Below are 11,649 nucleotides of genomic sequence, written 5' to 3'. Positions count from 1 at the left end.
ATATACGATAGTATTTCCGTAGATTCTCTATCGGTAGCAGAGGCATTATTTATCCCACCCAAGCACTGCTTGCGCCTGCCGTCGCCTCAACTGTGGCCACTGGATGATTGGTCGTCAACAGCTTCAGCAAATACTTCGTAAAAATGATCGTTGCCCGCATCGTTATAGTATGATGCAAAGTCTTTGCTGCTCAACGAAGCTGCGAGAGGATTCTTTATCGCAAGATGCAGATCGTTAACGGAAATCGGCTTGCATAATTCATAGTGAAGCCTGTTTCCGGTATCGTACTGGATGCAACGGCGACCCAACACAGCACCGTCAAGCAACAAGGTCGAAAGAGAAGACACAACTGTTGCGATTCCGCCCAACAGCCTCGACACCGATAAATCGAGACAGCCCAGTAGGATATCGTCCAGTACAAGTGTATTATCTGCTCTCAATTCAGCATATTCAGAATGCCGTTCAGACGGATGGGGTTTTACGATGAATAACTTTTCCGGATTACTTTGAATCATCCGGCGTATGCCCGCTAAAATATGCGACCTCTCATCCTGATGTTGAGGCCATTTCAAATTAATTCCTAGAAGAACGTGTTCGCTGTAGTTCGATATATTGATACCCAACCGCCATCGGAGGACATCCGAGTTCGTTTGCAGCAACGAGTCATGAAATTTCGGCGAGCCTGCCGCTTTAAAGCGACCATTGTTCAACGAGCTATAAGATCTGGAAATCCCGGCTGCAGAATGCTTACCGCTGCTAAACCGCTCATGTTCCGCGCCCCATGCTAAAATAGTGTCGGAGGCAAAATTGATTTCGCGATCTTGCATGGGTTCAATCCATATCCCATGCTGTAACAACACCGTTTTGACGCCCCACAACTTTGCAGCTTCGATAACCTGCGCGTTTAATGCATGACTGAATGCCGCCGTTGATTCGGAGCCGGAAACAAGGGTGCGGACGGACAGTCCTCGCCAATCGATCTCGGCAACTGTCCGATAGATTATTATCGGAATCCCATTGCGCTCGAAGTGGCCCACGATCATTGACATTTCGTCGGATTGAAGCCCGTCGCGCCGAATTAGCGCGGAGCACTGCCCCCTTGGAATAATGTCTAACAGAGGACGAAGAGTCAGAAAGTCCTGAAAACGACCGATATTTAAAGCAATAGCTTGTAAACGTCGCTCATGAAAAGCAAGTCGTTTTTCCTTTCTATAGGCAATATCGAGCACTGCGTCTATTTTTATCAGGCGGCTTTCTTTGTCGGTTGGTCGCTTTGCTTTCCGCAATAGAAGATAGGTCGGCTCTCCATCAAGCCGATCCTTGAAAATATCAGCCTGGGCCCAATGAGAGACAAGTCCCAGCAGCGGATCATTGCTAGTGGGCGGCAGAATTCTGCGACCTTCGGAACAAAAATGCGGATCGACAATCTCAAACCCCGAAAGCTCGAATAAATATTTCCACGTTGATAAAGGCAAAACTGTCGAGTGATATTTATTTCCGCGGCTGCTTGGTCGTGTGGACACGGATACGACAGCCAGGTTTCCTATTATCGTGTGCAGGTTCCAGAGAGCGTTACTGACATCCTCGATGTCAATATGCTCCAAAACGTCGAGACATGTAGTAATATACTCTGCTGAACCAACCCGATCGCCTATTTGATTATATAGTGTGGCTGCGGCGTCTGCATCTTCAAGCGAGAGATCAAAATGAAAAGCATCTTTATCTACGGGATCAAAATCACATGAGAAGACCGTCATCCCCGCTGATACGGCCGACTGCTTAAGCTTTCCACTTCCAGAGCCAACATCGACCAATGAATCAATATTATTGGCCTTGCAGAGATTGAAAAAAACGCGTTCAAAATCGCTGCCATTGTAGCTGGCACTCCCGGACGACTTTCCAAAGTACTCAGGCGAGTAAAGTTTGGCATAGTCCGTTTTAGAAGCCCACATACTTTTATCCATCTGCTTGGCCGGAAATCAGCCCATCATTAATTATTTTAATAGAACCGTTCAAGCTTCAGAATATGCACAGGCAAACAGGTGAGCGGAACCTTAAGCTGCGCGATCTGTTCCGAAGTTTATTTATTTCGGCAAGACGCGCCCCTGGTATCCAATAGTAGCAACCGCTTTCTGCCAAGCCAGGCATCTAAAGCCGCCCCACTACATGGTCAAGAACCGTTGATCATGCACTGAGAGAGCCGGTTCCTTGGACATCTTTGCCTGCCTTCAATCCATTGTGCAGCATCAAACAGTGACAATAGTCCTCCACCTTGCGCAAGGCGCCGGCGTAACACAAGGCACCAGGAGTTAGAGTTTCAAGGCATCTGCGCCCCAGTTGCAGTAGTAAAGACCCGATAAAGCGACCGCGTTGCCGCAACAAAAAGCTGGTTCCGCTTCGGACCACCAAATGTAAGATTAGCGACCGTCTGTGGTATCTTAATCTTGCCAATCAAAGTCCCATCAGCTGCAAAACAATGAACGCCGTCGCCAGCGCTGGTCCAGATATTGCCGTCGATGTCGGCTCGGAAGCCGTCCGGAATACCTGTGTCGATGTTGCAGAAGACTTGGCCGTTTGCGAGTCTCTTACCGTCCACGACATCGAAGACACGAATGTGGCGGGGGGCGCTGATGTCGTGGCTTGCGGCGGAGTCGGCAACATACAGTTTCGTCTCGTCCGGTGAAAAAGCCAAGCCATTCGGCTGGCGGAAATCATCCGCCACGACATCCAACTCCCCTGTCGACGGATCGAGGCGGTAGACATTGCGGGTCGGCTGTTCCGGCTCCGCCTTATAACCCTCGTAATTCGAGAGAATGCCGTAGGTCGGGTCGGTAAACCAGACCGTTCCATCCGAGCGGACGATCACGTCGTTGGGTGAGTTCAGGCGCTTGCCCTTATAGCTGTCGGCAAGCACGGTAATCGAGCCGTCGATCTCCGTGCGCGTCACACGGCGGCCGCCATGTTCGCAGGATATCAACCGCCCTTGGCGATCGCGCGTATTGCCATTGGCGAAATTCGAGGGTGAGCGAAAGATCGAGACATTGCCGCCCGGCACCCAGCGCAGCATGCGTTCGTTGGGAATATCGCTCCAGATCAGGCATCCGGCATCGGCAAACCAGACCGGACCCTCCGCCCAGCGGCAATCGGAATAAAGCTCCTCCAGGCCGGCGCTCGGGACAATCAGATGGCGGAAGCGCGTGTCGTAGATTTCGTAAATGGAAGGAGCGTCGTTGGACATCACAGTTTTCCTGGGGTCTTTTGGGAGAGAGTTCAGCGCCCGCCAATCGGACGGCCGCCGGCCACGAGAATGACGGCAATAATGATCAGGCCGGTGAGGACGAGCCTTGGGCCTGCACCGAAACCGTAGGTGTTCAGCATCGAGACGACCAGAAACATGAACAGCGAGGCGCCCCAGATGCCCGGCACGTTGGAATCGCCGCCGGCAACCGCCGTCCCGCCGATGATGACGACGGCGATCGACATCAACAGATATTCCGCGCCCATGTTAAGGGCCGCGCCGCCGGAGAAGCTCGCGAGCAGATAGCCGCAGATCGAGGCGAGGATGGCGCAGAGCACATAGGTCGCAAGCCGCGTTCCGTCGACGGGGATGCCTGCCATGCGCGCCGCAAACATGCTTTGACCGATCGCCGAGATCCAGCGGCCGTAGATCGTCTTTTCCAGAAGAATCCAGGCAAGCGCCGAGAGCAACAAGGCGACGATGGCGACATTTGGTATGCCGAACACCCCCGACGTCGTGAACTCGGCCAGATATTCGGGCGGCTTGATGCGAAGGCCGCGATTGCTCCAGATGGCGGTCGACTGAATGATGAAGCTCATGGAGAGCGTCGCGATGATCGGCGGAATGCGCAAGAGCTTGATCAGGGCGTAATTGCCGAGACCGATGCCGAGGCCGATGACGACCGACACCAGCAAACCCGGCACGATCATACTGTCTTCCACATTCATGAGTTTCAGCGCTATGGTGCCAGCAAGCGTCATGGTCGCCGGCACGGAGAGATCGATGTTCCCTGGCCCGAGCGTGATGACGAACATCTGGCCGATGCCGACGATAACAGAGAATGCCGCAAAGGTGAGTGCCGCCTGCGACAGGCCGATGGAACTCGCGCCGCCGGTGAAGAGAACGGTGATGATCCACACCGCGATTGCGGCAATGAACGACCAAATCCAGGGTTTACGGCCGAGCGTGGCAAGCGCGATCATGATTGTTTCTCCCGCTTTTCGACGCGATTGAGCAAGAGCCTGAGGGCAAGCACGATGATCAGGATCGCGCCCTGCGCACCGATCTGCCAGTCGGGCGATATCCGCAGAAACGACAGGAAGGAGCCCGCCAGGGTCAATGTCAGGGCGCCGATGACGGCGCCCATAGGCGAGACGCGGCCGCCGGTAAACTCCCCGCCGCCGAGGATGACGCCTGCGATCGACAGCAAGGTATAGCGCAGCGCGATATTCGCATCAGCCGAGGTGGTGAGGCCGACAAGGGCAATGCCGGCCAATACGGCGAAGAAGCCCGCCAGCGCATAGGCGGCAGCACGCAGACCGACAACGGACCAGCCGGCCCGCTGCAGCGACCGCTGATTACCGCCCACACCGCGAATCAATACTCCAAAGGAAGAGCGCATGACGATCAGATGGGCAAACAGCGCGATGACGATGCTGGCTATGATCGCGATGGGGATTAACGGCGGCTTCGAAGTCATCAGCCACCGCGCCCAATCGGGCGCGGTGCCGCCCGGTGCCGGCAGCAGCAGAACCGCTAGGCCACCCCAGACGAAGCTCATGCCGAGCGTCACGACGATCGATGGCAGATCCCTGATATAGATGACGACGCCGATCGCGGCATAGACGGCAATTGCGGCCGCCAGAATGAGGATACCGATGAGCGGGGCAGATTGCAGATAGGTCGCCGCCACGCAGGCCGTGAAGCTGACGAAGGTGCCCATCGACAAATCGAGATCGTTGACCGCCATGATCATCATCTGCGCGATCGTGGCCAGCGCAATCGGCACGGCGAGATTGAAGAGCAGATTGAGGCCGATATAGCTCATGGCGCGTGGCTGCAGATAAAAGACCGCAGCGAGCAGGACGGCAAGCGACAGCGCCGGAATGAGCAGGCGCAGGGTAGCGGATGACGGACGGCTCATGCGCCCTCCCCGGCAAAGGAAGCCGCCAACACATTTTCCTCCGTGATGTCCTCTCCAATCAGCTCCGACACGATGGCGCCGTCGCGAAAGACGTAGGCGCGGTCGCAGAGGCGAATCTCGTCCATCTCGGTGGAATACCAGATAAACGTCCGACCGGACGAAGCCTCGTCGCTCAAGATCCTGTAGACCTCCTGCTTGGTACCAATATCGACACCGCGCATGGGATCGTCCATCAGCACGATCGGCGCAGTCGTGGCCAGAGCGCGGGCAAACAGAACCTTCTGCTGATTGCCGCCCGACAAGGACAAAATGCCGTTTGCCATCGTCGGCGTCCGGATTTCGATGCGACCCTTCCAGTCTGCACCGAGACGATCCTCGCGGCCGCGATCAACGACCGACAGACGCGAAAAATCGCTGAGCGAGGCAATGCTGAGGTTTTTCAGTATGCTCCAAAGCGGAAACGTGCCGTTCAAGCTGCGGTCGCCGGCAACGAAAGCGATATTGTCTTGCCTGCCCGGCAGCCAGCTGTGAGAAAGCGAGCGATGGAGATCGAGCAACATATCGGTCTGGCCATGGCCGGCGAGCCCGGCAAGCCCTATCACTTCGCCCCGGCGGGCGTTGAAGCCAAGGCCCCTTCCCCCTCGCGCCGGCAGCGCAAGCAGAGGAGACGATGCGATGTTCCCTCCGCTCCTGCCCCTGCGGTCCTGTTCCTTGACGACACTGCCCATCGCCTGGACCAGGCTGTGGACGGTGAAATCCTGAGCAATGCGATCGGCAACGACGCGACCGTCCTTCATGACCAGAATTCGGCTTGCGGTCGAAAGGATCTCACCGAGAATATGCGAGATCAGCATGACGGCTCCGCCGGCCTGCACAAAACTGCGCACATAGGCCATCAGCTGAGCGGCAAGCCCGGCGTCGAGCGATGAGGTCGGTTCATCCAGGATGACCAGCTTCGGCTTCTCGCCGACGGCACAAAAAGTGATCGCGATCTCCACCATCTGCCGCTCGGCGATCGAGAGTTCGCCGACGGTCCGCATGACGTCGATCCTGTGGCCAGCGAAAATCTCGTCGAGCTTGGCGCGAACGATTGCCGCCGCCTGTCGCCGCCAATTCCAGCCGGCAAGGCCGCGATGGACCACCCGCATGTTCTCGACGACGGTGAGATTGGGCGCAAGTGACAATTCCTGAAAAACGCAACGTATTCCGTAAGCGCGCGCTGCGTTGATGCCGTGTACGCTGTCGTCTCCCTCATAGGTGACACTGCCCTCGTGTGGGCTGAGACCGCCGTTGATGACGTTGACGATCGTCGACTTGCCAGCGCCATTATGACCAACGAGCCCGATGCACTCGCCGGCATGAACCGTCAGGTCGGCGCCATCGAGCGCCTTCACAGCACCGAAATGCACCTTGATGCCATGGGCAGAGACGACGGCCTGCGGGCCGGCATCCTGTCTCTTCAAAACATTGTCTTTCGCTGCAATCATGGATCGTCCGGATCGGGCGTTGCATCAGCAGGCGCCACCTTTTATCGGCGGCGCCCGTCTCTACGGTTCGCAGATATCGGTTACTTCGCCGCCGCGATGACTTTCTTGGCGTCGTCGAGCGTATACTCGACGTTCGCGACACCGCCCGCCTGCGTGTTGGCAAGGTTGGTTTCGAGATTGTCCTGATCGATGCGCAGGAATGGTACGACCAGATCCTTCTTCACCTCTTGACCGTCGAGAATCTGCTGGGCAACCCAGAAGGCCAGCGTGGAGACGCCTGGCGCGATCGAGACCGACATGGTCTCGTAGCCACTGGCATCCTTCTCCTTCTTCCACCAGGCAAGCTCGTCCTGGCGGTTGCCCATGACGATGGTCGGCATCGGACGCTTGGCGGCGGCAAAGGCCTGAGCGGCACCGTAGCCGTCGCCGCCCTGGGTCACGACCGCGGCAATATCGGGAAGGCTGGGCAGAATGCCGGCAACCGCTCGCTGGGCGACATCCTGAGCCCAATCGCCATGAACCGAACCGACGATCTTGAACTGCGGGTATTTGGCGGCAGCTTCATGGATGCCGGCCGAGATCTCATCATCGACGGAAACGCCTGCAAGCCCGCGGATTTCGAGCACATTGCCGCCTTTGGGCATCTTCTTGGCGAGATATTCGATCTGGCTGGCACCCATGCCCTTGAAGTCGACGGCGATGCGCCAGGCGCAGGGTTCGGTGACGATGCCATCGAAGGAAACGACGACGATCTTGGCATCACAGGCTTCCTTGATCGCGCCATTCAGCGCCGTCGGCGAGGCAGCATCAATGACGATCGCATCATAACCCTGCAGGATCATGTTCTGGATCTGGGCGGCCTGTTCGGTGGCCTGGTTTTCAGCCGTCGTGAACGGGTCGGCCGCGGCAACGACACCGGCCTTGACCGCTTCGCCCGTAACCTTCTGCCAGCTGGTCAACATGGCCTGACGCCAGGAATTGCCGGCATAATTGTTCGATAATGCAATTTTCTTGGATGACGTATCGGCAAAGGCAGCCCCCGGCGCGGCAACGCAAGCGATGACGGCGGACGCCATAAGCATCTTGGCAATATTCATTTTTTCCTCCCAAAGCGCCTGTACTTCATCTTCCAGGCCAAGATTTTCGAGCGTGCTCCTCAACGAACGATCGAAAATAATATTTGCACTGAAGGTTGCCCTGTCAGTAGAAACAGGATGTCCGAGATTGTGACGCTTGTACAGGCGCTTAAAGGGCGGGACCTTGCGGGATCCCGCAGAAAAGATGCGCAAATCCGCAAGACGGATCTCTCGGATCGGCGCTTAATAGTGCCGGAAATTTGCATGCTGCGAGCGACCGGAGGAGCATAGGTCGGCGCATTGCCTGGGAGGGCGTGTCTTGCGCGATCTGGCGCCGCAATCGGTCTTCGACCATTATCTCAACATATCGAGGCTTCTCGCCGGCCAACTCGACTTTCACTCGGTCATCCAGGCGGTCGCCGCCGAGATCAGCCACGTCATCCCGCATGACCATCTGGATGTCTGCATCATCCTGATGGACGAGCAATTTCATACCGCCTACGAGAGCGGCTTGGAAACGGACTGGGGTCGCCGTTTTCCCGCACCCGTGAGCAATAGCCCCATCCGCACGCTTCTATGGGGCGAGACGGACTACCTCTTGACCGACGACGCCTGGAATGATCCCCAATTCCATTTCCAGGGCGCGTTTTCACATCCGATCTTTCATCAATCGCTGCATAGCCGTCTGCACGTGCCTCTGAAAGTCCAGGGGCATGTCATCGGTGCGCTTTCCTGCTCGAGCCACCAGACCGGCTTCTACACCATGCAGCACGTCGAAAGCGCCCGCGTCATTGCCGATCTGCTGGCACCCCATTTCTTTGCAATCCGCGCCGCCGACCAGGCTAAACGCTCGGCAATCGTGGAAGCCGAGGCTCGGGCCCGCGAAGAGGGTCTGCGCCTCGGCGCCCTGAAATTGACTGAGGCCCTGGAAGCCGAGCGGCAGCGCATCGGCATGGACCTCCACGACCAGATTCTGGCCGACCTGACCCGCCTCTCAAGGCGGCTGGAGCGACTCGCGCGACAGCCCGATGTCACCGGCGAAGCGCTTGAGCCGCTCTTTCGCGGGCTGCAACACAGCATGCACGATCTTCGCCAGATCATCGAGGAGGCCAAGCCCTCCGTCCTTCAACTGTTCGGTTTCGCGCAGGCGATCGAGAACCATCTCGAACGGTCGATCCAGGAGAGCGGCGCGACTTTGACCTGGACACTGAACGACGAGACCGGCGGCGCGATCGACTGCCTTGAACAGTCGGTGTCCATTGCCCTATTCCGCATTGCGCAGGAGGCCATCAACAACGCCATTCGCCATGCCCAGGCCGGCAACATTGCGGTTCATCTGAAAGCACCCGAGTGTGCGGTCACCATTGATGTGGTGGATGACGGTGTCGGACTTGGAAATACCCGCAGATTATCGGGCGGCGGTATCGAAAATATGCGGACGCGTGCGCGCCTGATTTCGGCACGCTTCACGATCAAGGCCGCAGCAGCCTCCGGTGGAACGATCGTCAGTGTCAACCTGCCTGCCAAGGCGCAGACGGCCGGAGGAGCCGCCGCATGAAGGTTCTGATCATCGAAGACGATCCGCTCCATCGCTCCTATCTCAATGAAGCGATCCGCGCCGCACTTCCCGAATGCGATGGCGTGCTGGAGGCAGAAAATGGCAATACGGGCGAACGGCTGGCGCGGGATTTGAGGTCGTCTCATATCGTCATGGATCTGCAGATGAGCCAGCGCAACGGCATCGAAGCGGCCCGCACGATCTGGAAGGAGCGACCGGAGACACGCATCCTTTTCTGGTCAAACTATTCAGACGAGGCCTATGTTCGCGGCGTTTCGCGCATCGTGCCTGCCGGCGCCGTCTACGGATATGTTCTGAAATCCGCCTCGGACGACCGCCTGAAGCTGGCGCTTCGCAGCATCTTCATCGAAAGCCAGTGCGTTATCGACCGTGAGGTGCGCGGCATGCAGCAAAAGAGCCTCGGCAACGTCAACGGTTTCACCGAGGCCGAATACGAGATCCTGATCGATATCGCTCTTGGGTTGACCGATCGCGCGATTGCCCAGCGGCGCAATCTTTCGGTCCGCAGCGTTCAGAACCGATTGCAGCAGCTCTATGTGAAACTCGGCGTCTATCAGCCGCTTGGCGGTCAGGATGATGATGGTCGTTTCAATCTGAGAGCGCGCGCGGTTGCCGTGGCATTCTTAAGGAAACTTCTCAATCACAGCGCGCTCGAACGTGCGGAAGCCGATCTTTCCGCCTGGCTGGCGCGCCAACCACGCAACTGAAAGCAAGCCCTGCACTAAAGTCGATCGTGCTTGACGTCTTCCCTCGAATAATTGTCTATTGCTAGCAATAGACATTAATCCAACCATATGGAACTTCCTATGTCCGCCGTTTCGCCTGTCATCCTGCTCAACCCCATCGACGATGTCGCGGTCGCTCGCGCGATGATCCGCGCCGGCAGCCCGACCGGCATCGACGGCTTGATCGCGGCAGACCAGATCCCGCGCGGTCACAAGGTGGCAGTCCGCGATATCCAGGTCGGCCAGGAGATCCGCAAATTCGGTCAGCCGATCGGCGTCGCGACACAGTTCATTCCGGCCGGCGGCCACGTCCATCTACAGAACCTGGCCGTGATCGAATCCGACCATCCCTACCAGTTCAGCGTCGATATCGAAGAGACGGGCATGTTGCCGCAAGAGGACTGTCGGACCTTCATGGGCTTCGACCGCGGCGCCGGCGGCGTCGGCACGCGCAATTTCATCGGCATCATCACGACGGTCAATTGCTCGGCAACCGTCTCGAAATATATTGCCGAACATTTCAATCGCACCGGCGGGCTTGAGGGCTTCGACAATGTCGATGGTGTCGTGGCGCTGACCCACGGCGGCGGCTGCGCCATCAACACTCAGTCGGAGGGCTACCGCTATCTGGCCCGCACTCTTCAGGGCTATGCGCGGCACCCGAATTTCGGCGGCATCCTGATGATCGGCCTTGGCTGCGAAACCAATCAGATTGCGCCCATCCTGGAGCATTACAAGCTTGAGGAAGGAAACCGCCTGCGCGCCATGACGATTCAGGATCTCGGCGGTACCCGCAAGACAATCGCCGCCGCTTCCGAAATGATCAAAGACATGTTGCCCGAGGTGAACTCAGCCAAGCGCACCGTCCAGCCGCTTTCGGGGATCAAATTGGCCCTGGAATGTGGCGGCTCCGATGGCTATTCGGGAATATCGGCCAACCCGGCGCTCGGCTATGCCTCCGATCTTCTCGTGCGCAATGGCGGTACATCGGTTCTGGCGGAAACGCCGGAGATTTACGGCGCGGAACACCTGCTTACGCGCAGAGCGGTTACGCCTGCGGTCGCAGAAAAGCTACTCTCCCGGATCGACTGGTGGCGCGACTATACCCGCCGCAACGGTGCGGAACTCAACAACAACCCTTCCTATGGAAACAAGCTCGGCGGGTTGACGACCATCCTCGAGAAGTCGCTCGGAGCCGTCGCCAAGGGCGGCTCAATGCCGCTGAAGGCCGTCTACGAATATTCGGAGATCGTCGATGAACCCGGTTTCGTCTTCATGGACACGCCCGGCTATGATCCCGTCGCCGTCACCGGCCAGGTTGCCGGCGGCTGCAATGTGATCTGCTTCACGACGGGCCGAGGCTCCGTCTCCGGCTTCAAGCCGGCGCCCTGCGTCAAGATCGCCACTAATACCGAGATGTACAACCATATGCGCGAGGATATGGACATCAACTGCGGTGACATCGTCAGCGGCGACGATACGATCGAGGCGGCCGGCGAGCGGATCTTCGAAGAAATCATCGCTGTCGCTTCCGGAAAGAAGACGCTCAGCGAGATCTTCGACTATGGCGATAATGAATTCGTTCCCTGGCAGGTCGGCGCCATTACCTGACGCACTCCA

Annotated in this window: 9 protein-coding genes; 3 read left to right on the top strand and 6 right to left on the bottom strand. The window is 57.6% G+C overall.

Going from position 1 to position 11,649, the window contains the following annotated elements:
• Positions 1-86 precede the first annotated feature (86 nt).
• The 6 genes from AC13RC_RS17300 to AC13RC_RS17275 form a co-directional block, all read right to left on the bottom strand.
• Positions 87-1,952 carry a hypothetical protein gene (locus tag AC13RC_RS17300; protein WP_488557918.1) on the bottom strand — a complete coding sequence of 622 codons (1,866 nt, stop codon included), beginning with the start codon at positions 1,950-1,952 and terminating at the stop codon, positions 87-89.
• A gap of 365 nt (positions 1,953-2,317) precedes the next feature.
• Complete coding sequence (locus tag AC13RC_RS17295; protein ID WP_113333612.1) at positions 2,318-3,238, bottom strand: SMP-30/gluconolactonase/LRE family protein; 921 nt, start codon at positions 3,236-3,238, stop codon at positions 2,318-2,320.
• Between the two features lie 32 nt (positions 3,239-3,270).
• Positions 3,271-4,221: an ABC transporter permease gene (locus tag AC13RC_RS17290; RefSeq protein ID WP_069615646.1), complete on the bottom strand. Its 951-nt coding sequence runs from the start codon at positions 4,219-4,221 to the stop codon at positions 3,271-3,273.
• Positions 4,218-5,162 carry an ABC transporter permease gene (locus AC13RC_RS17285; RefSeq protein WP_145323860.1) on the bottom strand — a complete coding sequence of 315 codons (945 nt, stop codon included), beginning with the start codon at positions 5,160-5,162 and terminating at the stop codon, positions 4,218-4,220. Before AC13RC_RS17285 ends, AC13RC_RS17290 begins: the two co-directional genes overlap by 4 nt.
• Positions 5,159-6,649 carry an ATP-binding cassette domain-containing protein gene (locus AC13RC_RS17280; protein ID WP_152092881.1) on the bottom strand — a complete coding sequence of 497 codons (1,491 nt, stop codon included), beginning with the start codon at positions 6,647-6,649 and terminating at the stop codon, positions 5,159-5,161. Before AC13RC_RS17280 ends, AC13RC_RS17285 begins: the two co-directional genes overlap by 4 nt.
• An 80-nt stretch (positions 6,650-6,729) precedes the next feature.
• On the bottom strand, positions 6,730-7,746 hold the full coding sequence (locus AC13RC_RS17275; protein ID WP_113333623.1) for an ABC transporter substrate-binding protein: 1,017 nt from the start codon (positions 7,744-7,746) through the stop codon (positions 6,730-6,732).
• Between the two features lie 298 nt (positions 7,747-8,044).
• Between AC13RC_RS17275 and AC13RC_RS17270 the strand changes: the two genes are divergently transcribed.
• From AC13RC_RS17270 to AC13RC_RS17260, 3 genes are all read left to right on the top strand, one after another.
• Positions 8,045-9,283 carry a GAF domain-containing sensor histidine kinase gene (locus AC13RC_RS17270; RefSeq protein ID WP_488557917.1) on the top strand — a complete coding sequence of 413 codons (1,239 nt, stop codon included), beginning with the start codon at positions 8,045-8,047 and terminating at the stop codon, positions 9,281-9,283.
• On the top strand, positions 9,280-10,011 hold the full coding sequence (locus AC13RC_RS17265) for a response regulator transcription factor (protein WP_113352464.1): 732 nt from the start codon (positions 9,280-9,282) through the stop codon (positions 10,009-10,011). The genes AC13RC_RS17270 and AC13RC_RS17265 overlap by 4 nt, the downstream gene beginning before the upstream one ends.
• A 99-nt stretch (positions 10,012-10,110) precedes the next feature.
• Positions 10,111-11,640, top strand: a complete 1,530-nt coding sequence (locus AC13RC_RS17260) for a UxaA family hydrolase (RefSeq protein ID WP_488557916.1) — start codon at positions 10,111-10,113, stop codon at positions 11,638-11,640.
• Positions 11,641-11,649 lie beyond the last annotated feature (9 nt).

The sequence above is a fragment of the Martinezella sp. CNPSo 3890 genome, assembly GCF_057784455.1.
Note: the sequence above shows the minus strand (reverse complement) of the source record. Positions and strands in the feature narration are given on the sequence as shown.

Excerpts from the sequence above, each read along its gene's own strand:
- AC13RC_RS17300 (WP_488557918.1), bottom strand. The coding sequence starts at position 1,952 with ATGTGGGCTTCTAAAACGGACTATGCCAAACTTTACTCGCCTGAGTAC.
- AC13RC_RS17285 (WP_145323860.1), bottom strand. The coding sequence starts at position 5,162 with ATGAGCCGTCCGTCATCCGCTACCCTGCGCCTGCTCATTCCGGCGCTG.
- AC13RC_RS17295 (WP_113333612.1), bottom strand. The coding sequence starts at position 3,238 with ATGTCCAACGACGCTCCTTCCATTTACGAAATCTACGACACGCGCTTC.
- AC13RC_RS17275 (WP_113333623.1), bottom strand. The coding sequence starts at position 7,746 with ATGAATATTGCCAAGATGCTTATGGCGTCCGCCGTCATCGCTTGCGTT.
- AC13RC_RS17260 (WP_488557916.1), top strand. The coding sequence starts at position 10,111 with ATGTCCGCCGTTTCGCCTGTCATCCTGCTCAACCCCATCGACGATGTC.
- AC13RC_RS17280 (WP_152092881.1), bottom strand. The coding sequence starts at position 6,649 with ATGATTGCAGCGAAAGACAATGTTTTGAAGAGACAGGATGCCGGCCCG.
- AC13RC_RS17265 (WP_113352464.1), top strand. The coding sequence starts at position 9,280 with ATGAAGGTTCTGATCATCGAAGACGATCCGCTCCATCGCTCCTATCTC.
- AC13RC_RS17290 (WP_069615646.1), bottom strand. The coding sequence starts at position 4,221 with ATGATCGCGCTTGCCACGCTCGGCCGTAAACCCTGGATTTGGTCGTTC.